Origin of the sequence: Thauera chlorobenzoica (genome assembly GCF_001922305.1) — a bacterium.
In the GTDB taxonomy this organism is placed as follows: domain Bacteria; phylum Pseudomonadota; class Gammaproteobacteria; order Burkholderiales; family Rhodocyclaceae; genus Thauera; species Thauera chlorobenzoica.
In genome coordinates this window covers 3703080-3727632 of sequence record NZ_CP018839.1, presented here as the reverse complement: position 1 = coordinate 3727632, position 24553 = coordinate 3703080, and the positions used below count along the sequence as shown (strand labels likewise).

Sequence of the window (24553 nt, the reverse complement as noted above, 5' to 3'; positions counted from 1 at the left end):
CATGCACATGCACGACACCATCGACCAGTTTCGCGCGGCCATGCGTGACGCGGGCCAGTCCCCGCCTGATGTGATCGAGGCGGACGGGCAACTGCATCGCTACCGCGTGGAGGGCGACAAGGCCGGGAGCAAGAATGCCTACTACGTCCTGCACCTCGACGGGCGGGCCGCTGGCATGTTCGGCAACTGGAAAACCGGACTGCGCTCGACGTGGGCGGCGGACGGCAAGCGCATGTCTGAGGCCGAGCGCGAGGCGTTCGCCAAGCTGATCGAGGCGGCAAAGCTGAAGGCGCAAGCCGAGCGCCGGGCCGAGCACGAGGCGCGGGCCATCGAGGCGCGGGGCGAATGGGCGGCTGCGGCACCGGCTGATCCGGCGCACCCGTACCTGACCAGGAAGGACGTGAAGCCGCACAACCTGCGCCAGCGTGGCGGGCTGCTGATCGTCCCGCTGTTCGATGCCTTCGGGCTGCTGTGGAACCTGCAACGCATCGCGGCGGACGGCGGCAAGCGGTTCAAGCCGGGCCGGGCCGGGGGCCTGTTCTCCCCGATTGGCGACCTCACCGACCCGGCAACGATCCTGATCTGCGAGGGCTGGGCAACCGGGGCAACGCTCCACCAGGAAACCGGGCATCCGGCGCTGTGCGCGATGAACGCGGGCAACCTGCAGGCGGTGGCGAAGGCGGCGCGAGAGTCCTGGCGCGGCTGGACCGATCTGGTGATCTGCGCGGACAACGACCGCCAGACCGAGGGCAACCCTGGCGTGACCTACGCGACCGCTGCGGCGAAGGCGACCGGGGCAAAGCTGATCGTGCCGCAGTTCCCCGAGGGCGTGCCGGGTTCCGACTTCAACGACTTGGCGGCGATCCGTCGCAAGAGGGCGCGCCATGAATGACCAGCGCGACACCGTGACCGCCGATCTGTTCGGCGCAGATGTGGCAGACGTTACCGCCAGTGCGGCGAATCCCGCGCCAATACTGGCCGGAACATCGGAACGGAACGTACATGAATTCAATAGCTCGCTGAAAAATGTTTCCGGAATGGGGGTGGCCGAAGGCACGTCGGCTGATTCTGCATCGCCTCATCCGTTTGGTGATGTTCCACATGTTCCAGACGTTCCGCCCAGTAACGGCGCGGGTTTCAGCGGAACACCGCGCGGAACAGCAGATGTTCCAGACGTTCCAGCGCTGGCCGATCTGATCGAGGCGGCGAGCGCTGGCGAAGGTGGGGGCACCGAGGAAACGGCGGTTCCGTCCGTGCCGGAAGAGAAGCGCCCCTGCTTCAAGGTGTATGACGGCTGGACCCTGCTCGACACCGGGCGACGGCTGAGGCCTGGCGTGTGGCTGCATGGCATGAGCAAGCCGAAGCAGAACGAAATGTCCGCTCCCGTCGACACCTGGGTATGCGGGCCGCTGCACATCGAGGCGCAGACCCTCGACGGCACGGAGAACAACTTCGGGCGGCTGCTGCGCTTCAAGAACACGGCGGGCCGGTGGCGTTCGTGGGCGATGCCGATGGAACTGCTCAAGGGCGACGGTTCAGACCTGCGCGGCGAGCTGCTGGCGATGGGTCTGGAGCTTGACTCCTTCGCGCGCCAGACGCTCGCCCGCTACCTGCAAGAGCGCACGCCGAAAAAGCGCATTCGCTGCGCGCTGCAAGTCGGATGGTGCGGTGACGTGTTCGTGCTGCCGGATGCGGTGATCGGGCCGAACGCGGCGGGCGTGATCTTCCAGAGCGGCGAACGCTCGCACGACGAGCATGGGCAGGCCGGAACGCTCGACGGGTGGCAGACCGAGGTCGCATCGCGGGCGGTGGCGAATCCGCTGTTCCTGCTGGCGCTGTCGGCTGCCTTTGCCGGGCCGCTGTTGAAGCGCACCAACACCGAAGGCGGCGGGCTGCATTTCGTGGGCGATTCCTCGACCGGCAAGACGACGATTCTGGAAGCCGCATGTTCCGTGTGGGGCGGGCCTGGGTATCGCCGGAGCTGGCGGGCAACCGCGAACGGCATGGAAGGTGCGGCGGCGCTGTTCAATGACTGCCTGCTGGCGCTGGACGAGATCAGCGAATGCGACCCGCGCGAGGTGGGGGCCATCGTCTACAGCCTGGGCAATGGGTGCGGCAAGCAACGGGCGAGCCGAACGGGTGCAGCGCGATCCGTGACCCGGTGGCAGGCGTTCATCGTGTCGACGGGCGAGCGCACCATCGGCACGACGATGCTGGAAGGCGGGCACCGCACCAAGGCCGGGCAGGCGGTGCGGCTGCTCGACATTCCCGCTGCGCGGCGCTTCGGCTGCTTCGATGAGCTGCACGGCATGGCGAGCGGCACCGCGCTGTCCGATGCGATCAAGCGAGCTGCGGCTCAACAGCATGGTCGGGCCGGGCGGGCGCTGCTTGAGCGGCTGACGTGCGACGGGCGCGACATGGCCGGGATGCTCGAACGCATCAAGGCGCTGCCTGCCTTCAACCCGCCAGAGGCCGAAGGGCAGGACAAGCGCGCCGCATCCCGCTTTGCACTGCTGGCGCTGGCGGGCGAGCTGGCGACCGAGTACGGAATCACCGGCTGGCCGGAAGGGGCGGCGCTCGACGCTGCGGTGATCGGGTTTCAGGCGTGGCGAGCCATGCGCGGCGGCGGCAACGACGAGCGGCGGCAGATACTCGACAAGCTGGCCGGGTTCCTCGAACGCCATGGGGATAGCCGGTTCTCCGATTGGACGGCAGACGGCGCACGGATCAACGACCGGGCAGGCTGGTGGAAGCAGGACGATGCGGGCGGGCGGCTGTACCTGTTCACCGCCGAGGGCTTGCGCGAGGCGCTGAAGGGGTTCGACTTCCGGCAGGCGCTCGACGTGCTGGAGGTTTGCGGTGCGGTCCCAAAGGCGACTCCACCCGGCGCACGCTCGAAAACCGAGAGCATCGGCGGGCGCAAGGTGCGCGTCTACCCGGTTCGCGCCGATGCGCTGCATGGGGTGGGCGATGGCGCTTGATGATCTTCTCGCCAAGCTGGAACACGACGGTGGAACACGTGGAACACCAGACGTTCCGGCAGATGTTCCGGCGAATCCCTTGCAAACACTGGCCGGAACACGAGGAACATGCGGAACATCGCAAAAAGACAAAGGCGGGGGCGATTCCAGCGAAACGCTACCGACCGACACCGCAACCAGGGCGGTGCGCTGGCTGTTCCGCTTCGCCGACCGCGAGCCGCTGGAAAGCTGGTTCGCACCGCCCTGCACCCATGCCGAGGCGCTGGCCGCTGAACCGGATGCGGTGGCGGCTGAGCCGCTGCCCGAGGTACGCACGCCGCCAGTACGCACACCAGTACGCACGGAAACAGCGGCGACCGGCTGCAAGTCCTGCCGCCACCGAAAGAGGCCGGGCCTGTCGTCGCCGGGCTACTGCGGCGGCGAGCGCGACGACCTGCCGCCCGCCTACGGCCTGCACCACCCCTTGCGCAAGCTGCCCGATGACCAGGGTAAGGGCTGCGCCAGCTACCGACCGCACGAGGACTGACCACCATGCAAAAGCGATTCACTCCTGAGTTCTCCGCGCTGATGGCGCAGTACTGTGACACCGCTGCGGGCCTGGGCAACGATCACCCGATCACGCGGCGGCTGTGGTTGCTGGTGATGCACACCGCGCCTGACTGGTTCGTGGACGAAATGTCCGCGATGGCAAAAGGCATGGGCCTGATCCCTGATCCAGCCTACTGCGACGACGACGGGACCAAGTTCTACCGCCTCGATACCCTGGCGGAAAAGCTGGGCGTTCCCGCTGCCGAGGTGGAGCAACACATGGCAGAACTGCGGGCCGATGCCGCTGCCGTGGGACTGCCCGATTCGATGCTGACGGCGGACGCCCGCGACCTGCACCGTGCGGGCGTGCTGGTGCCTGGGTGGCGGGGCGGCTGGTGCTGGTATCGCAACGGCGAGAAGCGGGCGAGCATCACCCTTGAGGTGGGCGCGTCATTCGTTCGGCTGCAATACGACGTGGCGGACCACCAGGGCGGGCGCGAGGGCCACGACTACCACGTCGGCCTGAGCTGGACGGGCTGCAACTACGGGGGTTCGCGTCCATGGTTCCTGTGCCCATGCTGCGGGCGGCGCGTGGCGATCCTGTACGGCGGCGCAGTGTTCGCCTGTCGGCACTGCCGGGGGCTGGCGTATGAGGTGCAGCGCGAGACGGCAGGCGACCGCGCGATCAGGCGGGCCGATGCGATCCGGGACCGCCTGGGCTGGCAGGCGGGCATCTTGAACCCGGATGGGTGGAAGCCGAAAGGGATGCACTGGCGCACCTTCTGGCGGCTGAAGGCCGAGCATGACCAGATGAAGGGGGCCGGAATGCAAGCGTGGGCGCAGCAGCTCGGGATTGTGGAAGGGCGACTCGACAGGATCGGACGCTGATCCTGAACTGACGCCCGGCGATGACCACCAGCACGCAACGCGACCCGCCCCCCGAGGCGGGTTTTTCGTTCCTGGCGCGTGTGTGGAACACATGGAACACCAGACGTTCCGGCAGATGTTCCGGCGAATCCCTTGCAAACACTGGCCGGAACACGAGGAACATGTGGAACATCGCAAAAAGACAAAGGGCAGTGCAATTCGACTGAAGCCGCTTGACCGGCGGCGCTAGCCTGGGGGATGATGCTCTCGCACCGCAAACAACGGTGCCGGGCGTCGCGGCTCGAACCCAAAGGCCGATGAGGCCGCGCACTGTCGCGGTTTTTTCACGTCGGTTGCATGGTGTCGCCTGTTCAATGGCGGGGCCGTGTGGGAGGGCGCAAGCCCTGCCGGTTTCCTTTGGGCCGGTCCGCGAACCCGCACGGTTCCCGCCTCCCCATCGTCGCGGATGGGAGCGGGAGTTTCAGACCGCCAAAGGAGCACGCACCATGCACACCAACCACCAAGGCACGCCCGCCCTCCCCCTCCCTCAAGCCGCTGCAGCCATCGTCGACCTGCTCGACCGTGGCGTGATGAGCATTCACGTCGACGACAACATGACCGACGCCGAGCTATCCGCGCACGTCGCGGCGGTGGAGGCGTTCTTCCTGGCCGTGAAGGGCGCGGAGGCGCAGCAATGAACGCCATCGCCCGCCTGCACCTCTATCGCACCCTGCGCCTTGTCGCCGGGCCTGCGCTCGCCTACCGTTTGAGCTTCGGAGGGAGGGCGTGACCATGGCCGACACGAACATGCTGACGGACGCGCTGCGCACCGCTGATGCCTGCATCGCCGGGGCGCTGGCACTGGCGCAGTTCAAGCCGACCGAGCGCGGCCAGATTCGGGCGCTTCTGGAAAGCGTCATGCTTGAGAGCGCGACCGCGCTATCTGCACTGGAGGCTGACACCGAAGGGGGCGAGGCATGAGGCAGCCGATCTACGAATCCATGGCCCTGCTGATGGACAAGGCGCACGACAACCTGACGCCTGCCGAATGGCGTCAACTGACCGAGTTGTCGGCAGCCGCTTCGAGCGAGGCGCTACGGTTGTCCGAGGTGACGGCGAGCCTCGCCAGTCTCGTGCTGGCCGATGCGAAGAACCCGGAGCGCGGCGGACACTTCCAGAACGCGGACGACGTTTTTACGCTGCTGGCCGCGCTGTCGCATTCGCTCGAAACTGTGGCGGCAATGGCCGAAACTGGCAGCTATGCGGCGTCGATGCTGATCCCGCTGCGGCAGGAGGTGGCCGCATGAGTACGCCGACACTGGCTGCTGACGCGGTGGGATACCTTCGCCTCTGCGCTGAGAGCTTCGACCAGCTCGCGGCGATCCTCAAGACCATCGAGGACGCGACAGCCGAGCACCACCATCTGCACGCTCTGGCTGGCGCGGGGCTGCACGTCGCGGCGGATATGCGCGAGCTGGCGAGAAGCTGGCGGGACGAAGTGCAGGAGCACGGCATCGGCTGACCAGGGCAGGGCCAGCACCATCAACCAGACCCGGCCTGTGTGCCGGGTTTGTCGTTTAGAGGCGGTGCAGCCCGGCTGGTAGAATCCGCCCGTTGTCTGGAGGATTCTGCCGAAATCCGCGTGATGTGTGCCCATATGTGTGCCCACGGCGATATCTGCGGGTCACGAAACCATTGCGCCGCAAGGGATGTAGAAGGTTTGCTCGCTTCTGCATCGAGCGAGCTGCTTTCCGGCGCGATCTGCCGCACCGGGCGGCTTGCTATTCGGCGGGCACATGCTACCTTGCATTCATGGAATGAGAATGCGAATCTTCTTCTGCAGGTCGTAGCCTGGTTCGGCGGAGCGCTTTTCCTGTGGCCGGGACGATGTCCTGCGGGGAATTCGACGCTCCCGCACTGCCCCCGTTTTTGAGGAGCACTCCGATGCCCGACTGGCTCCACACCCCGATGACGGTTGCAGGGCGCATCCTGCTCGCCCTGATGTTCGTGCTTGCCGGCGTGGGCAAGCTGGCCAATATCGACGGCACCGCCGGCTTTATGGCGAGTGCCGGGTTGCCGGCTTCTCCCGCGCTGGTGGTGCTGGTCGGCCTGGGCGAGCTGCTGGCCGGGCTGGCGGTCGCGACCGGGTTTATGGCGCGTTGGGCAGCTCTGGGCCTGGCCGTATTCACATTGTCTGTCAGCTTCATCTTCCACCGTTACTGGGCGGTGCCGGACGAGCAGCAAATGGTCCAGCAACTGCTGTTCATGAAAAACATGGGGGTGGCGGGGGGGATGCTGGTCCTCGCCGCTCTCGGCCCGGGGCCGGCCAGCCTCGGCAAGCGCCGCCGGTCTTCACCGGGTGGCGGTCCGAACCCGGCCCGATGAAGCCCGCCCGGGCGCTCCTCGGGCATCCCTCCGCTCCGCTGCCGTAGCGCGGGGTTTCTCTTTGGCAGGGGAGCCGAGGGCCGATTGAACTGCTCCGGCGGGCCGGGCCTTTCTCCCTTGCCCGGTGCTTTTTGATGCCGAGCCATTTTCCTGTTTCACGTGAAACAATAGCGCGCTCGTGGCCGTGCCGGCTGCCGTGATGGGCGGAGGCAGGGCTTGATCATGGACGGAGGATGAGCTCCGTCGCACTCGCGATTCAGGAAAAATGGAAACCGAATACCTCTTCGTCGTGCTGGGTTTTGCCGCGCTGTTTGCCGGCTTCGTCGACGCCGTGGTCGGCGGTGGCGGCCTGATCCAGCTGCCGGCACTGTTCACCGCATTCCCGACGGCAATGCCGGCAACGCTGTTCGGCACCAACAAGCTGGCGAGTATTGTCGGCACCAGCAGTGCCGCGATTCAGTACGGTCGCCGTGTCCGCATTCCGTGGCGGGTGGCGGCACCGGGCGCGCTCGCGGCGCTGATCGGCTCGTGGTACGGAGCGAAGGCGGTGGCTTACCTCGATCCCGCGGTCCTCAGGCCGCTGATCCTGCTGCTCCTGGTGCTCGTCGCACTCTACACCTTTGTCCGCAAGGATCTGGGCGCGGTGTCGACCGAGCCGGAGCATGGGGCGCGCTCGGCGCTGCTGGCGCTCGCGATCGGACTGGGGATCGGGTTTTACGATGGGTTTTTCGGTCCGGGTACGGGCAGCTTCCTGATCTTCCTGTTCATCCGCCTGCTCGGGATGGATTTCCTGCGCGCCTCGGTCTCGGCCAAAATCCTCAATGTCGCAACCAATGTTGCCGCGATTGCCTACTTTGCCGGCAATGTCGAGTTGATGTGGGCGCTTGCCGCGGTGATGGCCGTATGCAACCTGAGCGGGGCGGTTCTCGGCTCCCGGATGGCGCTGCGGCACGGCACGGGGTTCGTGCGCAAGATGTTCCTCGGCGTCGTACTGGTGCTGATTGCACGCCTCGCTTACGACACTTTCCTGCGCTGACCGATCGGGTGTTCCACGTGAAACAAGAGGGTGAAATCTTTGGAGGAATGTTGTATTGGCGCAGCATGATAAAATAATCGTTTATGTCTTCATGTAGCCATGCCGAGGAAATGAACGGACTTCATCTGATTGCCGATCTGTATCGCTGTGAACCGGCGAGCGGGTTGCTGCTCGAGCGCACCGCGCTTGAAACCCTGTGTGTCGAGGAGTGCCGCAGCGCGGGGTTGAGTCCGCTGGGGGCGTATTTCTACCAGTTTGTGGATGAGCACGGCGAGGCGGCCGGAGTCACCGGAACGGTGGTGCTCGCCGAATCCCACCTGGCGATCCACACCTGGCCGGAGAGCGGCGACGTCACGCTCGATGTCTATGTCTGCAACTTCTCCCGCGACAACAGCGACCGTGCCCGCCAGCTGTTCAGCCGCGTCATCGATGTCCTGCGTCCGGCGGAAATCGTCAACCATGAAGTGGTGCGCGGCCGCCTGCCCGCCGAGGTTTGAATCATGAGTGATGCCCGAGCGGGATTTCCCGATGGACTGCTGGCCGAATTCCTGGCCGAGGATGCAGGCTATTTCGTCCGCGGCGATCGCCTGCTTGAGGCCGGCCGCTCCGCATGGCAGGACTACGAGGTGTGGGAGACGACCCGCTTCGGGCGGCTGTTCCGCCTCGATGGCTGCTTCATGACCTCCGAGCGGGACGAGTTCCATTACCACGAAAATCTGATTCACGTGGCGGGCATCGCGCATGCGGGCCTGCGCCGGGCGCTGATCATCGGTGGTGGCGACGGCGGTTCGGCGGAGGAGTTGCTCAAGTATCCCTCGGTCGAGAAAGTGGTGATCGCCGAGCTCGACGCCAAAGTGGTCGATATCGCGCGGCGCTACTTCCAGGCGGTGCACCGCGGCGCGCTCGATGACCCCCGCGTCGAGATCCGCATTGGCGACGGCATGCGCTATGTCCATGACGAAGCGCCGGCCGCCGGCGAGCGTTACGATCTCATCGTGCTCGACCTGACCGACCCGGTCGGGCCCGCCGAAGCCCTCTATTCCGAAGCTTTTTTCGCCGCCTGCCGGGCCTTGCTGACCGAAGGCGGTGCGCTCAGCCTGCACATCGGCACCCCGGTGTTCCAGCCCGAGCGGGTGCAGGCGCTGGTCCAGCGCCTGCGGCGGGTGTTCGCCCGTGTGTGCCCGTATTTCCTCCACATTCCGCTGTACGGCAGCCTGTGGGGCATGGCCACGGCCGCGGACGGGCTCGATCCGGCGGCGATCGATGGCGCCGAAATCGATCGAAGGATCGGCGAGCGCGCCATTTCGCTGCTGCAGCACTACAATGGCGCCGTGCACTGCGCTCAGTTCGCGCTTCCGAACCATCTCCGCGATTTGCTCGCCTGAGCACCGCAATCCGGTTTTCCCTTCGATCGTGACCTCTCCTCCAAGGCCTGCCCGGCGGGCAGCGACGCGCCCTGCTGCACTCCCCGAAACACGTCGACGCCCTCCCGCTGCGCGCCTGCGCGAAGACAGCCTGGCCTATGCCTTGCAGCAAGCCGCCGGGATGGTGGCGGCGGTCATCGACGGCGGCAACCTCACCGACGCCTTCGAGCGCCTGCTCGCCCGCCATCCGGGTTGGCCGGACGCGACCCGCGGCGCGATTCGCGATCTCGCGTGGACGACGCTGCGCGAATACGGGCGGGGCGACGCCGTTCTCGCCCACCTGGTGCACTCCCCGCCGCCGGTCGACATCCGGGCGCTGCTGCTGGTGGCGCTGCAGCGCCTGTGGCAGAAGCCGGAGCAGGCGCACACGGTGGTCGATCAGGCGGTGGAAGCCGCAGTGGCGCTGATGCCCGGGCTCAAGGGCATGGTCAATGGCGTGCTGCGCACCGCCCTGCGCCAGCAAGGGCAGTGGCAGACATGGATCGAGGCCGACCCGGCAGCGCGCCATGCCTGTCCGCCGTGGTGGCTGGCACGCGTGCAGGCGACGCATCCGCAGGACTGGCAGGCAGTCCTCGAGGCCGGCCGCCAGCGCCCGCCGATGGCGCTGCGGGTAAATCCGCGCCGCTCGACGGTGGCGGATGTCCAGGCCGAGCTCGAAGCCGCGGGCGCATCCGCCCGTGTGCTCGAAAACGGCGCCCTGCTGCTCGCCCAGCCGCGCGCGGTGGCCCGTCTGCCGGGCTATGCCGAAGGCCGGGTATCGGTGCAGGATGCCGGTGCGCAGTGGGCGGCGCAGTTGTTGCAGGCCGAGGCCGGGATGCGTGTGCTCGACGCCTGCGCCGCGCCCGGCGGGAAGACCGCCCATGTGCTCGAACGGGCCGATGTCGATCTGCTCGCCCTCGAACTCGATCCACTGCGCGCCGGGCGCATCGGGCGCAACCTCGCCCGCCTCGGCCTCGCCGCCACGGTCAAGGTGGCCGACTGCCGGCGGCTGGATTCGTGGTGGGACGGCCGCCCGTTCGAGCGCATCCTCGCCGACGTCCCCTGCTCCGCTTCCGGGGTAGTCAGGCGCCATCCCGACATCAAGTGGTTGCGCCGTGACACCGACATCGCCGGTTTTGCCGCACAGCAGGCGGAAATCCTCGATGCGCTTTGGCGCACGCTGGCGCCGGGTGGCACAATGCTCTACGTCACCTGCTCGGTGTTCGATCAAGAAAATGCCGGGCAGATCGCCCGCTTCTGCGCCCGCCACACCGACGCCGAGCGTCTCCCCATCGATGGTCGTACCGAGTTGCAGCTGCTGCCCAATGCCGAACATGACGGCTTTTATTTCGCTCGCCTGCGCAAGGCGCCTTGAGCGCCTGCTGCGCACCGCCGCATTCGTTCTCGTCGCCCTGCTCGCGCCTGCAGCGAACGCCGATGATGGCATCATCCGCAGCGCCGAAGTCGTGCCCGGCGACGGTGGCTATGTCCTCAATGCCGATATCGACTTCGCGCTCAATCCACGCCTGGCCGACGCCGTGAGCCGCGGCGTGGCGCTGTTCTTCACCACCGAGCTGGTGATCGAGCGCCCGCGCTGGTACTGGTTCGACCGCGTCGAGGTGGAGCGCAGCCTCGACTACCGCCTGTCCTACCATGCGATCACGCGCAGCTACCGCCTGTCGATCGGCAGCCTGCACCAGAGCTTCGATACCCTCGAGGCCGCCGTCCTGACGATGCAGCGGGTACGCAATTGGCATATCTCCGAAACCGCCGCGCTGGAAGCGGGAGTGGTGTACGACGTCGCGCTGCGCTTCCGTCTCGATACCAGCAAGCTGCCCAAGCCCTTCCAGGTCACCGCGCTCGGCAGCCGTGACTGGAATCTCGGCACCGACTGGCGGCGCTGGGTCTTTCAACCAGGGACACCGGGCTTGCAATGAAGCGGATCCTTCTCGTCGTTGCCGCCGCCCTGGCCGGGATCTCGTTGTTCCTGCTGACTTCGGCGAGCGCCAATACCGAACTGTTCGCCCGCAGCTATCCTTTCCTGCTTGGCCTCAACGGCATGGCCGCGGTGGTGCTCGCCGGCCTCGTCGGCGTCCAGCTGCGCCAGCTGTGGCGGGAATATCGCGCCCGCCAGTTCGGCTCCCGGCTCAAGTACCGCCTGGTGCTTATGTTCGCGCTGATGGGGGTGGTGCCGGGGGTCGTCGTCTATGCGGTGTCGCTGCAGTTCGTGGTGCGCAGCATCGAGTCCTGGTTCGACGTGCGTGTCGATTCGGCGCTGGAAGGGGGAATCGCCCTCGGCCAGAACGCGCTCGACTATCTCGTCAGCCAGCTCAGGGACAAGGGCGACGACCTCGTCCTCGAGCTCGAGCGCAGCGAGCAGATCGCCCCCACCCTGCTCAACCGCCTGCGTGAGCAGGCCGGTATCGGCAGTGCCACGGTGCTTACCGCGGCAGGCCAGGTGCTGGCCACCGCCGCCGATACCGGCCAGGGCCTGATCCCCGACCTGCCCAGCCCGGCGCAGCTGCGCCAGGCCCGCCAGAGCCGTCATTTCCACGCCGTGGACAGCCTGGCCGACGGTCGCCTGGTGATCCGCGTGATCGTGCCCATTCCGCAGCGTACGCTGGCCGGCGAAACCCGCCTGCTGCAACTGACCCAGGCGGTGCCGGAGAGCTTCGGCCGCCACGCCGAAGCGGTGCAGGAAGCGTACCGTGACTACCAGCAGCTCACCCTCGGGCGGAGCGGACTGCAGCGCATCTATACCCTCACCCTGAGCCTGACCCTGCTGCTGGCGCTGCTCACCGCGGTGGCGGCGGCCTTCCTCATCGCCCGCCGCCTGGCGGCGCCGCTGCTGATCCTCGCCGAAGGCACGCAGGCGGTGGCGCAGGGCGATTTCAGCCCGCGCCAGGCCCTGCCCGCGCACGACGAGCTCGGCGTGCTGACCCAGTCCTTCAACCGCATGACCCGCCAGCTCGAGGATGCCCGCGCCGCCGCGGAGCGCAACCGCACCGCGGTGGAGTCGGCACGGGCCTACCTCGAGAGCGTGCTCGCCAACCTGTCGACCGGCGTGCTCGCGTTTTCCGCCGACGGCGGCCTGCGCGCGGCCAATCATGGCGCGCTGCAGATCCTCGACGACGACCTCGCCGGCTTCGAGGACCTTACCCTCGAAGAATGGCCGCGCCTGATGCCGTTCCGCGATGCCCTGCTCGAAGGCTTCGGTACCCATGAGGGCGACTGGCAGGCCGAGATCGAGCTGCCGGTCAAGGACAGCTCGCCGCTGACCCTGCTGATCCACGGCTCGCGCCTGCCGGCGGCCACCGGCGGCGGCCTGGTGGTGGTGTTCGACGACATCTCCCGCCTGGTCGCGGCGCAGCGCACCGCGGCGTGGGGCGAGGTCGCCCGTCGCCTGGCGCACGAGATCAAGAACCCGCTGACGCCGATCCAGCTTTCGGCCGAGCGCCTGGCGCTGAAGCTCTCCGACCGCCTCGACGACAGCGGGCGCGAAATGCTCGCACGCGCCACGACCACGATCGTCAATCAGGTCGAGGCGATGAAGAACCTCGTCAACGCCTTCCGCGACTACGCGCGCCTGCCCGCACCCCGTTTCGAGGCGCTGGACCTCAACGCGCTGATCCGCGAGGTGCTGAACCTGTACGAAAGCTCGGCGTTGCGTATCCGCCTCGAGCTCGACCCCGCGCTCGGACGGGTGAAGGGCGATCCGACCCAGATCCGGCAGGTGATCCACAATATGCTGCAAAATGCGCAGGACGCGCTCGCCGGCAGCGAGGAGGGCGAGCTGTGCCTGGCCACCCGCGGCGATGGCGAGCGCGCCGTGCTGCTGTTCCGCGATAACGGCCCGGGCTTTCCGGCCGAGGTGCTGGCGCACGCCTTCGAACCCTATTTCACCACCAAGTCGCGCGGCACCGGACTGGGGCTGGCGATGGTGAAGAAAATCATCGACGAACATGGCGGAGACGTCCGCATCGCCAACCGGGACGGGAGCGGTGCGGAGATCAGAATTCGGCTGCGCCTGGCCGAATCCAATGGTGCACACTGAGAAATGGCAAAGATACTGATCGTTGACGATGAAATCGGCATTCGCGAGCTGCTCTCCGAGATCCTGCGCGACGAAGGCCACGACGTCCTCCTCGCCGAGAATGCCACCGCGGCACGCGGGGTGCGCAACGCCGCACGCCCCGACATGGTGCTCCTCGACATCTGGATGCCCGATACCGATGGCATAACCTTGCTGAAGGAATGGGCGGCCAACGGCCAGCTCAACATGCCGGTGGTGGTGATGTCCGGCCACGGCACCATCGACACCGCGGTCGAGGCCACCCGGATCGGCGCGATCGACTACCTGGAAAAGCCGATCGCGCTGCAAAAGCTCCTCGCCGCGGTCAAGCGCGGGCTGCAGCGGCCGCAGGCCCAGGGTACGCCGCCGGCGCTGACCCTGGAGGCGTTCACCCGCTCGCTGCCGCTGCGCGAGCTCAAGCGCCGGGTCGAGCAGATCGCCGGCAGCTCGCGCCTGCTGCTGCTGCGCACCGGGAGCGGTTCGCTCGCCGAACTGGTCGCGCGCAGCGTGCTGTCCGGCAGCGCGCCCTGGCTCGACCTGGGCGCGGTCACCGCGCCGCTCGACATCGCCCAGCTGCAGGCGACCCAGGGCGGGGTGCTGTTCGTCCCCGAACTGGCCCGCCTGTCGCGGCCGCAGCAGAAGAACCTCGCCTTCGCCCTCGAGCGCCTGGAGCGCTACGACCTGCGCCTGGTCGTGGCCACCGAGCGCAGCCAGAAAGCGCTCACTGCCGAAGGCTGGGACGCCGGCCTGCTCGCCAGGCTGTTCGAAGTCAGCATGGCGCTGCCGTCGATCGCCGAAGTGCGCGACGACCTCCCCGAGCTCGCCAGCCAGATCCTGCTCCACCTGGTCGAGGCCCATGAAGTGCCGCTGCGGCGCCTGTCCACCGCGGCGCTCAATCAGCTGCGCAACCTGCCGTGGCCGGGCGGCTACGCCGAACTGCGGGCGGCGGTGAAGTCCCTCGCCCTGGGCACGCTGGAAGAGGAAATCGGCGCCGCCGAGGTGCGTCGCCTGCTGCCGGCCGAGGCCGGTGCCGGCGCCTGCGGCGTGTCCCTCGATCAGCCCCTGCGCGAGGCGCGCGAGGCCTTCGAGCGCATGTACTTCGAGCACCATCTGCGCCTCGAAGCCGGCAACATGACCCGGCTCGCGGAAAAGACCGGGCTCGAGCGCACCCATCTTTACCGCAAGCTCAAGCAGCTCGGCCTGCAGCCGGGGCGCCGCCACGAGGATGTCTGAGCACGAAGCGCGTCCGCGCACCAGCGTCGTTGCGATGCAACATCCGGTTTCAGCTGCCGCCCCGCGCGCGTAGAATCCAGGTCCCTGCAGATCTATCGGAAAGCCGCGGTGAAGATCATCATCCTGGGGGCCGGACAGGTCGGTGCCTCGGTGGCCGAGAACCTCGTCTCCGAAGCGAACGACATCACCCTCGTCGACACCAGCGACGAGCCCCTGGCCGCACAGCGCGACCGCCTCGAAGTGCGCACCGTGTGCGGCAACGCTGCCTCGCCGTCGGTGCTCAAGGAGGCCGGCGCCGACGATGCCGACCTGCTGATCGCGGTCACCCAGTCCGACCAGACCAACCTCTGCGCGTGCCGCATCGCCAAGGCGATGTTCAACCTGCCCACCCGCATCGCCCGCCTGCGCTCGACCGACTACGTCGACCATCCCGAACTGCTCGACGACAGCAACTTCGCGGTCGATTTCTCGATCTGCCCGGAGCAGGTCGTCACTGACTACGTCAAGCGCCTGATCGCCTTCCCCGAAGCCCTGCAGGTGCTCGAATTCGCCGACGGCGTGGTCAGCCTGATCTGCGTGCGCGCGTTCGAAGGCGGCCCCCTCGTCGGCCATCCGCTGAAGGCGCTGCGCTTTCACCTGCCCAACGTCGAGGTGCGCATCGCCGCGATCTACCGCGAGGGCGTGCCGATCATCCCCGAGGGCGACAGCGTCATCATCCCCGGCGACGAGGTGTTCTGCCTCGCCGCCACCGTGCATATTCGCCAGGTCATGCGCGAGATGCGGCGCACCGACCGGCCGATGCGCCGGATCATGATCGCCGGCGGCGGCAACATCGGTTTCCGTCTCGCCCAGTCGATCGAGGAGAACTACCACGTCAAGATCCTCGAGGTGAATCCGGCGCGCGCCGAAGTACTCGCCTCGCAGCTGTCGCGCGCGCTGGTGCTGCGCGGCGACTCCACCGACGAGAAGCTGCTCGAGAACGAAGGCATCGACGAGACCGACCTGTTCGTCGCCCTGACCAACGACGAGGAAGACAACATCATGTCGGCCTCGCTCGCCAAGCGGATGGGCGCGCGCCGCACCCTGGCCCTGATCAACCGCAAGAGCTACGTCGACCTGGTCCAGGGCGGCCCGATCGACATCGCCATCTCCCCCGCCCACGCCTCGATCGGCACCCTCCTCGCCCACGTCCGCCGCGGCGACGTGGTCGCGGTGCACAGCCTGCGTCGCGGCGCCGCCGAAGCGCTGGAAATCATCGCCCACGGCAGCCGCAAGGACTCCAAGGTGGTCGGCCGCATGATCGAGGAGATCGCCCTGCCCAAGGGCGCGACGATCGGCGCCATCGTCCGCGACGAAAAAAACGACGAAGGCCGGGTGGTGCGGCGCGAGGTGATCATGCCTCACCACGACACGGTGATCGTCGAGAACGACCACGTGATCGTGTTCTGCACCAGCAAGAAGCTCGTACGCAAGGTCGAGAAGCTGTTCCAGGTCGGCTTCACTTTCCTCTGATACCCGGTTCCCCTGCATGCGTGCCTACCACCCCGCGCTCAATGCGCTCGGCCTGATCATCATGATCTTCGGCCTGCTGATGGGCTTTCCGCTCGCGGTGTCGGGCTGGCTCGATGACGGCGCCACCCTCGCCTACGACCAGGCGATCTTCGTCACCTTCGTCAGCGGCCTGCTGCTGTGGGCGGCGACCCGCTCCCGGCGCCGCGACCTGCGGGTGCACGACGGCTTCTTCCTGGTCGCCGCCACCTGGGTCGTGCTGCCGCTGTTCGGGGCGCTGCCGCTGCTCGCCTACCTGCCCGAGCTGCGCTTCACCGATGCCTATTTCGAAGCCGTCTCGGGGCTCACCGCGACCGGCGCGACGGTGCTCTCCGGGCTCGACCGGATGCCGGTGTCGATCAACCTGTGGCGCACCTTCATGCACTGGATCGGCGGCATGGGGGTGATCGTGCTGGTGGTGGCGATCCTGCCCCTGCTCGGCATCGGCGGGCGGCAGATGTTCAAGGCCGAAGTGCCGACGCCGATGAAGGACTCCAGCCTGACGCCGCGCATCACCGAGACCGCCAAGGGCCTGTGGCTCGCCTACGTGCTGCTGACCATCGCCTGCGGCTTCAGCCTGTGGGGGGCCGGGCTCGAAGGCTGGGACGCGGTCATCCACGCCTTTTCCATCGCCGGCCTCGGCGGCTTTTCGAGCAAGGACGCCTCGCTCGGGCATTTCCAGAACCTGGAGGTGGAGATCGTCGCCATCGTCTTCGCCCTGCTTGCCGGGCTGAACTACGCCACCCACTATCTCGCCCTCGTGCGGCGTTCGCCCCGGCCCTACCTGCGCGACCCGGAAATCCCCTTCTACTTCGGCGTGCTCGCGGTCAGCATCGTCCTGCTCACCGCCTACCTGATGCGCTTCGAGGCCCATGCCGACCTCGGCACCACACTGCGCTACGTCGCCTTCCACGTGGTGTCGATCTCCACTTCGCTCGGGCTGTCGACCTACGACTACACCCTGTGGCCGATGTTCGCCCAGGTCTGGATCCTGTTCCTCGGCAGCTTCATCGCCTGCTCCGGCTCCACCGGCGGCGGCATCAAGATGATGCGGGCGATGATCCTGTACAAGCAGGTGTTCCGCGAAATCGTCCGCTCCCTGCACCCGCACGCGGTGCGCCCGGTGCGCCTGGGGGTCAAGCCGGTGCCGGAGACCATCCTCCACGCCGTGCTCGGCTTCAGCTTCATGTACATGGTGTCGATCGTCAGCATGACCCTGCTGCTGTCGGCCACCGGGCTGGAGCTGATCACCGCCTTCTCGGCGGTGGTGGCCTGCCTCAACAACACCGGCCCGGGGCTGGATGCGGTCGGGCCGGCATCCAACTATCAGGCCCTGAGCGCGTTCCACAAGTGGGTGCTGGCGTTCACGATGATCCTCGGCCGGCTCGAAATCTTCACCTTCCTCGTCGTGCTGACGCCGACCTTCTGGCGGCGCTGAGGGCGCCGCCCGGCCGTGCTTGACGGACGACAAGGCCACCAGCGCGCACAAAAGGGGATAATCGCGGTTCGTGCCCGAATCGCAGAAACAAGGACTCGCCGTGAGCCGCCTCAAAAACGACACCTTCCTGCGCGCCCTGCTGCGCCAGCCGACCGACTACACCCCTGTCTGGCTGATGCGCCAGGCCGGACGCTACCTGCCCGAATACTGCGAGACGCGCAAGCGTGCCGGCAGCTTCCTGCAACTGTGCAAGAGCCCGGCGCTGGCCTGCGAGGTCACCCTGCAGCCGCTCGCGCGCTACGAGCTCGACGCCGCGATCCTGTTCTCCGACATCCTCACCGTGCCCGATGCAATGGGCCTCGGCCTCTACTTCGCCGACGGCGAAGGCCCGCGCTTCGAGCGCCCGCTGAGGGACGAATGGGAGATCCGCAACCTCAGCGCGCCCGACCCCCACGCCGAACTGCAGTACGTGATGGACGCGGTCAGCGAGATCCGCCGCGCGCTCGACGGCAGCGTGCCGCTGATCGGCTTTTCCGGCAGCCCGTGGACGCTGGCCTGCTACATGGTCGAAGGCGGCTCCTCGGACGACTACCGCAAGGTCAAGACCCTGGCCTACAGCCGCCCGGAGCTGATGCACCACATCCTCGAGGTCACCGCGCAGGCGGTGGTGAGCTACCTCAACGCCCAGATCGAGGCCGGCGCCCAGGCGGTGATGGTGTTCGACTCCTGGGGCGGGGTGCTGTCCGAGGCGGCGTACCGGGAATTCTCGCTGCGCTACCTCGAGCAGGTCGTCGCCGGCCTGATCCGCGAGCGCGACGGCCAGCGCGTGCCCAGCATCGTGTTCACCAAGGGCGGCGGCCTGTGGCTGGAGTCGATCGCCGCGATCGGCTGCGACGCGGTGGGGCTGGACTGGACCATGGACATCGGCCGCGCCCGCCGCCTGGTCGGCGACAAGGTGGCGCTGCAGGGCAACCTCGACCCGAACGTCCTGTTCGCTGCGCCCGAAGCGGTCGCCCGCGAAACCTGCCGGGTGCTCGATGCCTTCGGCAACCACCCGGGGCATGTCTTCAACCTCGGCCACGGCATTTCCCAATTCACCCCCCCCGAAAACGTCAGCGTGCTGGTCGATACCGTCCACCAGTACAGCCGCAGCCTGCGCACCGCGCGCTGAGCGTGGGCCACGCGGCGCGCCTTGGCAAAAAGGGCGGCCGCGGCCCGGCAATCTGTCAACGACAAAATTCTGTTTTTCTTCTTGACTTGTGCACATCCGGATGCTTTGTCACCACTCCCGTGGGGAGATTCTGCAAGTCATCTGACATATTCATCAAGCTGTTGATAAATAACGCTTTTTTAAAAAGCGCAATGTTGCGGCAGGGTGACGGAATACCCGTGCTGGCGGCACTTCCGGCGAGATTCACCCAGCTTTCCCACAAACTTATCCACAGGTTTTGTGGACAAGCCGGCACTCCGGTTCGATGCCAGATACTTGGTGGACATTTTCTCCGCCGGCTCTCATGAGTGTGATGCAAGCATTTGATCCAGAATGGATTTTGATGATCGGCCGGGCTTAAAATGAGTATAGTCCGTGTTGCCCTGCCCCTGCCGCTGCCGCAAGTCTTTGATTATCTTGCGCCGGACGCCACCGCGGCGGACGTCGGCCGGTGCGTGACCGTCCCCTTCGGGCGCGGCGAGCGCAACGGCCTGATCCTGGCGCTGGGGGCGGCCGCGGACATCGAACCCGCCCGCCTTAAGACGGTCCGCCACATCCAGCGCGAAGTCCCGCCCCTGCCGGCGGACTGGCTGGAACTGGTCGATTTCGTTGCCCGCTACTACCACGCCCCGATCGGTGAAGTGGTCGCCCTCGCCCTGCCGCCCGGCCTGCGCCGCGCCGACGGGGTAAGCGGCGAGGATGAGGACCCCTTGCTGCAGATTGCCGCCGCGGGGCGCGAGGCGCTGTGCGGCGCCCGCCGCGCGAGCAAGGCCCTGGCCCTGCTGCAGGGCCTGGCGGCAGCCGGCGAAGGGCCCTGGCGGCGCAGCGTGGTGCGCGCGCTCGAGGGCGGCGAGGCGGTCGGCGAGCTGCTGCGTCGCGGCTGGATCCGGGTGGCGGAGCGGGTGGCGGACCGCGTCGCCCCGCGCCACGCCGCCGGCGCCCAGCCCGAGCCGACGCCGGAGCAGACGCAGGCGCTGGAGGCGATCCTCGGTGCCGGACCCGGCTTCAAGCCCTGGCTGGTGCACGGCGTCACCGGCAGCGGCAAGACCGAAGTCTATCTGCGCCTGGCCGCGCATCTGCTGGCGCAGGGCCGCCAGGTGCTGATGCTGGTGCCGGAGATCGCCCTTACCCCCCAGCTCGAGCGCCGCGTCGCGCAGCGCTTCGCCGCCGCGCACGTCGTCAGCCTGCATTCCGCGCTCGCCGACGGTGCGCGCTCGCGCGGCTTCGTGCAGGCGCTCGCGGGCGAGGCCGACATCGTCCTCGGCACCCGCCTGGCGGTGTTCGCGCCGTTGCCGCGGCTGGGTCTGATCCTCGTCGACGAGGAGCACGACGCCTCCTACAAGCAGCAGGAAGGGGTGCGCTATTCGGCGCGCGACCTCGCCGTGTGGCGCGCGCGCCAGCGCGGCGTGCCGGTGGTGCTGGGCTCGGCCACGCCTTCGCTGGAAACCTGGTACCACGCCCGTAGCGAACGCTATGCGCTGCAGACCCTGAACCAACGTGCGCTCGCCGCGACCCTGCCGGCGGTACGCTGCATCGACACCCGCCGCCTGCGCCTCGACGAAGGCCTCAGCCCGGCGCTCCAGGCGGCGCTTGGCGAACGCCTGGCGCGCGGCGAGCAGAGCCTGGTGTTCCTCAACCGCCGCGGCTATGCGCCGGTGCTGTCGTGCCCGTCCTGCGGCTGGGTCAGCCGCTGCCCGCACTGCTCGGCGAACCTCGTCGTGCACCTCGCCGACCGCCGCCTGCGCTGCCACCACTGCGGCTGCGATGGGCCGATCCCGTCCGCCTGCCCGAGCTGCGGCGACCAGGACATCCGGCCTTTCGGGCGCGGCACCCAGCGCGTCGAGGCGCGCCTCGCCGAGCTGTTCCCGCAGGCCCGGGTGCTGCGCGTCGACCGCGACGCCGCGCGCACCCGCCGGCAGTGGGAAAGCGTGCTCGCGACCATCGCCGAAGGCGGCGCCGACATCCTCGTCGGCACCCAGATGATGGCCAAGGGCCACGACTTCCCCAACCTCACCCTGGTCGGCGTGATCGGCGCCGATGCCGCGCTCCACGCCGCCGACTTCCGCGCTCCCGAGCGCCTGTTCCAGCAGCTGATGCAGGTCGGCGGCCGTGCCGGGCGCGGTGCCCTGGCGGGCACGGTGCTGATTCAGACCGAATACCCGGCGCACCCGCTCTACCAGCAGCTGGCGCGCCACGACTTCGACGCCTTCGCCCGCATGGCGCTGCAGGAGCGGCGCAGTGCGGGCTTCCCGCCGTTCACCCACCAGGCGATGCTGCGCGCCGACGCCCCTGCGCTCGACGCCGCCGTCGACTTCCTGCGCCATGCCCGCCGCCTGGCCGAGGAGTGTGCTCCCGAGGGCCTGCGCCTCTACGATCCGGTGCCGATGCGGCTCACCCGGCTGGCGCGGCGCGAGCGCGCCCAGCTGCTGATCGAGGCCGACCAGCGCGGCGTGTTGCAGGGCTTCCTCGCCGGCTGGGTGGCGCTGCTCTACCGCCAGCGCACCGCGCGCGAGCTGCGCTGGCAGCTCGATGTCGATCCGCTGGAGGTGTGAGACCCGCCCGCATCCGGGCGCGGACTCAGCGCTGCGCGGCGAGCATCCGCCCGAGCGCCTCGATCGCCTGCTCATGCGCCACCGACCAGGGGTGGCCGAAGTTCAGCCGGAGGCAGTTGCGGTAGGCGCGCCGCGGTGAAAACATCGGCCCCGGGGCGAGGCTGATGCCCTCGTCGAGCGCCCTCCGGTGCAGCGCCAGGGTGTCGGCCCAGGGCGGCAGCTCGACCCAGGTGAAATAGCCGCCGCGCGGCCGGGCGATGCGGCTGGCGGCAGGGAAATGGCGTTCGAGCGCGGCCGCAAGGCGGGCTTCCTGGTGTTCGAGGATGGCGCGCAGGCGGCGCAGGTGGGGATCGAAGGCGCCGCTGCGCAGGAAGTCGGCGAGGGCGATCTGGACCGGGACCGTGGTGGCGAGGCTGGTGGCGATCTTCAGGCGCTGGACTTTCTGCGCGAACCGCCCGGCGGCGACCCAGCCCACCCGGTAGCCGGGGGCGAGGCACTTGGAGAAGCTCGACACGTGGAGCACGAGCCCGCTGCGGTCGAGCGCCTTCATCGCCAGCGGGGCGCGGCGGCCGAAATACAGCTCGGCGTAGGTGTCGTCCTCGATCAGCGGCACGTCGTGGCGCTGCAGCAGCGCGAGCAGCGCGGGGCGCTGGTCGTCGGGCACGAGCGCGCCGAGCGGGTTCTGGAAGTTCGGCATGAGCACGCAGGCTTTTACCGGGTGCACACGCAAGGCCTGCTCGAGCGCGGGCAGGCTGACGCCGTCGCGCGGATGGGTCGGGATCTCGACCACCCGCAGGTGGAGGCGCTCGATCGCCTGGAGCACGGCGTAAAAGGCCGGCGACTCGACCGCTACCAGGTCGCCGGGCCGGGTCAGCGCCTGCAGGCACAGGTTGAGCGCCTCCATCGCTCCCGAGGTGATCACGATCTCGTCGCCGGCCACGGTGGTGCCGCCGTGCAGGTAGCGCAACGCGATCTGGCGGCGCAGCTCGTCGTTGCCCGGCGGCAGGTCGGTGACGGTGGCGCGCGGGTCCATGCCGCGCGCGGCGGCGGCGAGGCAGCGGCCGAGACGCTCGAACGGAAACAGGAACGGGCTGAGGAAGCTCGAGCCGAGGGGCACGACCGCCGGGTCCCGGGCCGACTCCAGGATTTCGAAGATGAAGTCGCTGACCTTGGGTGCGGTCGAGCGGCCGGCGGGGCGGGTGAGGCCGGGTGCGGCGAGGGTGTGATGGGGGCGCACGAAGTAGCCCGATTTCGGCCGCGCCTCGACCAGCCCGCGGCTTTCGAGCCGGTGATAGGCCTCGAGCACGGTCGCCGGGCTCAGCTGGCGGGCGCGGCAGGCCTGGCGGATCGAAGGCAGGCGTTCGCCCGGGCGCAGCACGCCGTCGCGGATGTGCTGTTCGATGTCCAGTGCCAGGTGCTCGTAGAGGTGCATCGGTCGATTGTATGCCGCGCCCGGCGCTGTTACGGTCGCCGATGCGGGCGGCTGTACCTGTGAAACGGCGGCCGGGTGGCGAATAATGCGGAATCGGGGATCGACGGAAAGGCGGATCGGCATGACATCGGCAGCGTTACCGGAATACCGCGCAGGCGACGCGGAGCGCGGCATCGGCCGTACCTCCGGCCGGGTGCCGGGCAACGCCGGGATCTGGGTCGGCATCACCTGCGAGTTCGTCGAGTTCCTCGTCCTGTTCGCGGTCTACTTCGTCGCCCGGGCGCACTTCCCGCAGGCTTTCGAGGACGGCGCGCCGCGGCTGTCGGCCACCGCCGGAGTCGCGATCACCTTGCTGATGGTCAGCAGCAGCTTCCTCATCGCCTGCTCCGTGGCCACGATCCGCGCCGGCCGGCGGGGGCGGTCGATCGCCTTTCTCGTCGGCGGGCTCGTCCTTGCGCTGGGCTACCCGCTGGCGAAGCTGCTCGAGATCCGCTGGAACCTCGCCCAGGGCATCGACGGCGGGTCGGGAATCTTCTTCACCGTGTATTACTACCTGACCTTCACCCATCTCGTTCATGGTTTCTGGGGCATCCTCGGCATCCTGTGGGTGCTGGGACGCCACGCCATCGGCGCCTATTCGGCGCAAAACCACGACGGGCTGGAAGCGCTGGCGAGCTACTGGCACGCCACCGACATCATCTGGCTGGTCATCTTCGCCCTTTGCTACGTGCTGCCCTGAGCCATGCGAACCGACTCTTCCGCGCCGTCGACGGCCCTCCTTCCGCTCGGCCTCGCCTGGCTGTTCCTCGTCGCCATGACCGTGTTCAGCCTGTGGCTGGTGCGCTGGCTGGGCCCCGCTTCCTGGGTCCAGCTTCCGCTTGCCGCCATCATCTGGCTCAAGGGCTGGGTGGTGGCGAGGTACTTCATCGAGTCTCACCAGACCCACCCGTTCATCGCCTGGGTGATCCGGATCTTCCTTCTCGGCGTGCCGCTCGCCCTCGTGTTGACGACCTGGTTCGGCCCCCAGCTGGCAGGGCTGACCGCGGCACGCTAGCGCGCCGCGCCGGGGGAAGCGTGATCGGGCCGGCGCTCAGCCGACCCGCTCGACCGCGTCCCGGTAGCGCTCGACGGCTTCCTCGCGGCTGCGCGCGCTGACCCCGAGGTCGCGCACCATGCCGTCGTGCAGGCTGTAGCACCAGCCATGGACGGTGACATTCTGGCCGCGCTGCCAGGCCTCGCGCAGGATCGAGGTCTGGCAGACGTTGACCACCTGGTGCATGGCGTTGAACTCGCACAGGCGGTTCAGGCGCTCGGTGGTGTCGTCGATGCGCGCCAGGCGTTCGTCGTGGCGGTCGCGCACGTCCTGGATGTGGCGCAGCCAGTTGTCGGTGAGCCCGGTGCGGTTGTCGTGCATCGCCGCCCGCACGCCGCCGCAGCCGTAGTGGCCGACCACCAGGATGTGCTTCACGCGCAGGATCTCGACCGCGTAATGGATCACCGACAGGGCGTTGAGGTCGGTATGCACGACGACGTTGGCGATGTTGCGGTGGACGAAAACTTCGCCCGGCGCCAGGCCGATGACCTGGTTCGCCGGCACCCGGCTGTCGGAGCAGCCGATCCACAGGTACTCCGGGCTCTGCTGGGTGACCAGGCGGGCGAAATATTCCGGATCGTCGGCCTGCATGCGCTCGGACCAGGATTTGTTGTTGGCGAAGAGGTGTTCGATGGACTGGGCCATGATGATCAGCCGGTGGAGGACGGGAGTGTGGACAAACAGCGGGATTATGAAGGAGCGCTTCCCAGTTTGTCAGCGCATCTGCAGCATGCGCATGCAATTCCCGTTCCACGGTCGCGGCCGGCTCCGGCCG

25 protein-coding genes are annotated in these 24553 nt (G+C 68.0%); 22 read left to right on the top strand and 3 right to left on the bottom strand.

The genetic code is table 11. From position 1 onward, the window contains the following. Window positions 1–7 precede the first annotated feature (7 nt). From Tchl_RS17465 to hemE, 19 genes are all read left to right on the top strand, one after another. Entirely contained in the window at window positions 8–892 is an 885-nt protein-coding gene (locus Tchl_RS17465; protein ID WP_232311625.1) for a toprim domain-containing protein, read from the top strand. Continuing rightward, window positions 885–2981: a DUF927 domain-containing protein gene (locus Tchl_RS17460; RefSeq protein ID WP_232311624.1), complete on the top strand. Its 2097-nt coding sequence runs from the start codon at window positions 885–887 to the stop codon at window positions 2979–2981. The genes Tchl_RS17465 and Tchl_RS17460 overlap by 8 nt, the downstream gene beginning before the upstream one ends. After that, the gene (locus tag Tchl_RS17880; RefSeq protein ID WP_146060764.1) at window positions 2971–3507 is read left to right on the top strand and encodes a hypothetical protein; all 537 of its coding nucleotides are present in this window, start codon (window positions 2971–2973) and stop codon (window positions 3505–3507) included. The genes Tchl_RS17460 and Tchl_RS17880 overlap by 11 nt, the downstream gene beginning before the upstream one ends. Window positions 3508–3512: 5 nt before the next feature. Next, entirely contained in the window at window positions 3513–4397 is an 885-nt protein-coding gene (locus tag Tchl_RS18200) for a hypothetical protein (protein ID WP_232311623.1), read from the top strand. Window positions 4398–4882: 485 nt separating this feature from the next. After that, entirely contained in the window at window positions 4883–5074 is a 192-nt protein-coding gene (locus Tchl_RS17445; protein ID WP_075149488.1) for a hypothetical protein, read from the top strand. Between the two features lie 94 nt (window positions 5075–5168). Further along, window positions 5169–5357: a hypothetical protein gene (locus tag Tchl_RS17440; protein WP_075149487.1), complete on the top strand. Its 189-nt coding sequence runs from the start codon at window positions 5169–5171 to the stop codon at window positions 5355–5357. Beyond that, window positions 5354–5683 carry a hypothetical protein gene (locus Tchl_RS17435; protein WP_075149486.1) on the top strand — a complete coding sequence of 110 codons (330 nt, stop codon included), beginning with the start codon at window positions 5354–5356 and terminating at the stop codon, window positions 5681–5683. Before Tchl_RS17440 ends, Tchl_RS17435 begins: the two co-directional genes overlap by 4 nt. Continuing rightward, window positions 5680–5898, top strand: a complete 219-nt coding sequence (locus tag Tchl_RS17430) for a hypothetical protein (RefSeq protein WP_075149485.1) — start codon at window positions 5680–5682, stop codon at window positions 5896–5898. Before Tchl_RS17435 ends, Tchl_RS17430 begins: the two co-directional genes overlap by 4 nt. A gap of 422 nt (window positions 5899–6320) precedes the next feature. After that, a complete protein-coding gene (locus Tchl_RS17425; protein ID WP_075149484.1) occupies window positions 6321–6761 on the top strand; it encodes a DoxX family protein in 441 nt (146 codons plus the stop codon). 265 nt (window positions 6762–7026) lie between these two features. Next, entirely contained in the window at window positions 7027–7797 is a 771-nt protein-coding gene (locus tag Tchl_RS17420; protein ID WP_075149483.1) for a sulfite exporter TauE/SafE family protein, read from the top strand. A 110-nt stretch (window positions 7798–7907) separates the two neighbouring features. Beyond that, the gene (locus Tchl_RS17625; RefSeq protein WP_083945275.1) at window positions 7908–8294 is read left to right on the top strand and encodes an S-adenosylmethionine decarboxylase family protein; all 387 of its coding nucleotides are present in this window, start codon (window positions 7908–7910) and stop codon (window positions 8292–8294) included. Between the two features lie 3 nt (window positions 8295–8297). Continuing rightward, window positions 8298–9182, top strand: coding sequence for a polyamine aminopropyltransferase (gene speE / locus Tchl_RS17415; protein WP_083945274.1), 885 nt, complete (start codon window positions 8298–8300; stop codon window positions 9180–9182). A 160-nt stretch (window positions 9183–9342) separates the two neighbouring features. Next, window positions 9343–10575, top strand: coding sequence for a 16S rRNA (cytosine(967)-C(5))-methyltransferase RsmB (rsmB, locus tag Tchl_RS17410; RefSeq protein ID WP_232311733.1), 1233 nt, complete (start codon window positions 9343–9345; stop codon window positions 10573–10575). Continuing rightward, window positions 10526–11137 (top strand): DUF4390 domain-containing protein, encoded by a 612-nt coding sequence (locus Tchl_RS17405; RefSeq protein WP_075149482.1) that lies wholly within the window; start codon window positions 10526–10528, stop codon window positions 11135–11137. The genes rsmB and Tchl_RS17405 overlap by 50 nt, the downstream gene beginning before the upstream one ends. Then, window positions 11134–13254 carry a sensor histidine kinase gene (locus Tchl_RS17400; protein WP_075149481.1) on the top strand — a complete coding sequence of 707 codons (2121 nt, stop codon included), beginning with the start codon at window positions 11134–11136 and terminating at the stop codon, window positions 13252–13254. The genes Tchl_RS17405 and Tchl_RS17400 overlap by 4 nt, the downstream gene beginning before the upstream one ends. A gap of 3 nt (window positions 13255–13257) precedes the next feature. Then, a complete protein-coding gene (locus Tchl_RS17395; RefSeq protein ID WP_075149480.1) occupies window positions 13258–14505 on the top strand; it encodes a sigma-54-dependent transcriptional regulator in 1248 nt (415 codons plus the stop codon). Window positions 14506–14613: 108 nt separating this feature from the next. Beyond that, window positions 14614–16017, top strand: coding sequence for a Trk system potassium transporter TrkA (gene trkA / locus Tchl_RS17390; protein ID WP_075149479.1), 1404 nt, complete (start codon window positions 14614–14616; stop codon window positions 16015–16017). A gap of 16 nt (window positions 16018–16033) precedes the next feature. Then, on the top strand, window positions 16034–17491 hold the full coding sequence (locus Tchl_RS17385; RefSeq protein WP_075149478.1) for a TrkH family potassium uptake protein: 1458 nt from the start codon (window positions 16034–16036) through the stop codon (window positions 17489–17491). A 100-nt stretch (window positions 17492–17591) separates the two neighbouring features. Continuing rightward, window positions 17592–18662 (top strand): uroporphyrinogen decarboxylase, encoded by a 1071-nt coding sequence (gene hemE, locus Tchl_RS17380; RefSeq protein WP_075149477.1) that lies wholly within the window; start codon window positions 17592–17594, stop codon window positions 18660–18662. A 55-nt stretch (window positions 18663–18717) separates the two neighbouring features. Here the strand turns inward: hemE and Tchl_RS17875 are convergent, their stop codons facing one another. Beyond that, the gene (locus Tchl_RS17875; protein WP_146060765.1) at window positions 18718–18909 is read right to left on the bottom strand and encodes a hypothetical protein; all 192 of its coding nucleotides are present in this window, start codon (window positions 18907–18909) and stop codon (window positions 18718–18720) included. A gap of 154 nt (window positions 18910–19063) precedes the next feature. Here Tchl_RS17875 and Tchl_RS17375 point away from each other — a divergent pair, with 154 nt between their 5' ends. Further along, the gene (locus Tchl_RS17375; protein ID WP_075149476.1) at window positions 19064–21253 is read left to right on the top strand and encodes a primosomal protein N'; all 2190 of its coding nucleotides are present in this window, start codon (window positions 19064–19066) and stop codon (window positions 21251–21253) included. Between the two features lie 25 nt (window positions 21254–21278). On the opposite strand, the gene Tchl_RS17370 is transcribed toward Tchl_RS17375, so the two are convergent. Beyond that, the gene (locus Tchl_RS17370) at window positions 21279–22685 is read right to left on the bottom strand and encodes an aminotransferase-like domain-containing protein (RefSeq protein WP_075149475.1); all 1407 of its coding nucleotides are present in this window, start codon (window positions 22683–22685) and stop codon (window positions 21279–21281) included. A 121-nt stretch (window positions 22686–22806) separates the two neighbouring features. Here Tchl_RS17370 and Tchl_RS17365 point away from each other — a divergent pair, with 121 nt between their 5' ends. Continuing rightward, on the top strand, window positions 22807–23424 hold the full coding sequence (locus tag Tchl_RS17365) for a cytochrome c oxidase subunit 3 family protein (protein ID WP_075149474.1): 618 nt from the start codon (window positions 22807–22809) through the stop codon (window positions 23422–23424). Between the two features lie 3 nt (window positions 23425–23427). Beyond that, window positions 23428–23739 carry a hypothetical protein gene (locus Tchl_RS17360; RefSeq protein WP_075149473.1) on the top strand — a complete coding sequence of 104 codons (312 nt, stop codon included), beginning with the start codon at window positions 23428–23430 and terminating at the stop codon, window positions 23737–23739. A 36-nt stretch (window positions 23740–23775) separates the two neighbouring features. Here the strand turns inward: Tchl_RS17360 and can are convergent, their stop codons facing one another. Further along, the gene (can, locus tag Tchl_RS17355; protein ID WP_075149472.1) at window positions 23776–24423 is read right to left on the bottom strand and encodes a carbonate dehydratase; all 648 of its coding nucleotides are present in this window, start codon (window positions 24421–24423) and stop codon (window positions 23776–23778) included. Window positions 24424–24553: the final 130 nt, after the last annotated feature.

Coding starts and splice junctions, on each gene's coding strand:
- Tchl_RS17465 (WP_232311625.1), top strand. CDS start 8: ATGCACGACACCATCGACCAGTTTCGCGCGGCCATGCGTGACGCGGGC.
- Tchl_RS17460 (WP_232311624.1), top strand. CDS start 885: ATGAATGACCAGCGCGACACCGTGACCGCCGATCTGTTCGGCGCAGAT.
- Tchl_RS17880 (WP_146060764.1), top strand. CDS start 2,971: ATGGCGCTTGATGATCTTCTCGCCAAGCTGGAACACGACGGTGGAACA.
- Tchl_RS18200 (WP_232311623.1), top strand. CDS start 3,513: ATGCAAAAGCGATTCACTCCTGAGTTCTCCGCGCTGATGGCGCAGTAC.
- Tchl_RS17445 (WP_075149488.1), top strand. CDS start 4,883: ATGCACACCAACCACCAAGGCACGCCCGCCCTCCCCCTCCCTCAAGCC.
- Tchl_RS17440 (WP_075149487.1), top strand. CDS start 5,169: ATGGCCGACACGAACATGCTGACGGACGCGCTGCGCACCGCTGATGCC.
- Tchl_RS17435 (WP_075149486.1), top strand. CDS start 5,354: ATGAGGCAGCCGATCTACGAATCCATGGCCCTGCTGATGGACAAGGCG.
- Tchl_RS17430 (WP_075149485.1), top strand. CDS start 5,680: ATGAGTACGCCGACACTGGCTGCTGACGCGGTGGGATACCTTCGCCTC.
- Tchl_RS17425 (WP_075149484.1), top strand. CDS start 6,321: ATGCCCGACTGGCTCCACACCCCGATGACGGTTGCAGGGCGCATCCTG.
- Tchl_RS17420 (WP_075149483.1), top strand. CDS start 7,027: ATGGAAACCGAATACCTCTTCGTCGTGCTGGGTTTTGCCGCGCTGTTT.
- Tchl_RS17625 (WP_083945275.1), top strand. CDS start 7,908: ATGAACGGACTTCATCTGATTGCCGATCTGTATCGCTGTGAACCGGCG.
- speE (WP_083945274.1), top strand. CDS start 8,298: ATGAGTGATGCCCGAGCGGGATTTCCCGATGGACTGCTGGCCGAATTC.
- rsmB (WP_232311733.1), top strand. CDS start 9,343: ATGGTGGCGGCGGTCATCGACGGCGGCAACCTCACCGACGCCTTCGAG.
- Tchl_RS17405 (WP_075149482.1), top strand. CDS start 10,526: ATGCCGAACATGACGGCTTTTATTTCGCTCGCCTGCGCAAGGCGCCTT.
- Tchl_RS17400 (WP_075149481.1), top strand. CDS start 11,134: ATGAAGCGGATCCTTCTCGTCGTTGCCGCCGCCCTGGCCGGGATCTCG.
- Tchl_RS17395 (WP_075149480.1), top strand. CDS start 13,258: ATGGCAAAGATACTGATCGTTGACGATGAAATCGGCATTCGCGAGCTG.
- Tchl_RS17385 (WP_075149478.1), top strand. CDS start 16,034: ATGCGTGCCTACCACCCCGCGCTCAATGCGCTCGGCCTGATCATCATG.
- Tchl_RS17375 (WP_075149476.1), top strand. CDS start 19,064: ATGAGTATAGTCCGTGTTGCCCTGCCCCTGCCGCTGCCGCAAGTCTTT.
- Tchl_RS17370 (WP_075149475.1), bottom strand. CDS start 22,685: ATGCACCTCTACGAGCACCTGGCACTGGACATCGAACAGCACATCCGC.
- Tchl_RS17365 (WP_075149474.1), top strand. CDS start 22,807: ATGACATCGGCAGCGTTACCGGAATACCGCGCAGGCGACGCGGAGCGC.
- Tchl_RS17360 (WP_075149473.1), top strand. CDS start 23,428: ATGCGAACCGACTCTTCCGCGCCGTCGACGGCCCTCCTTCCGCTCGGC.
- can (WP_075149472.1), bottom strand. CDS start 24,423: ATGGCCCAGTCCATCGAACACCTCTTCGCCAACAACAAATCCTGGTCC.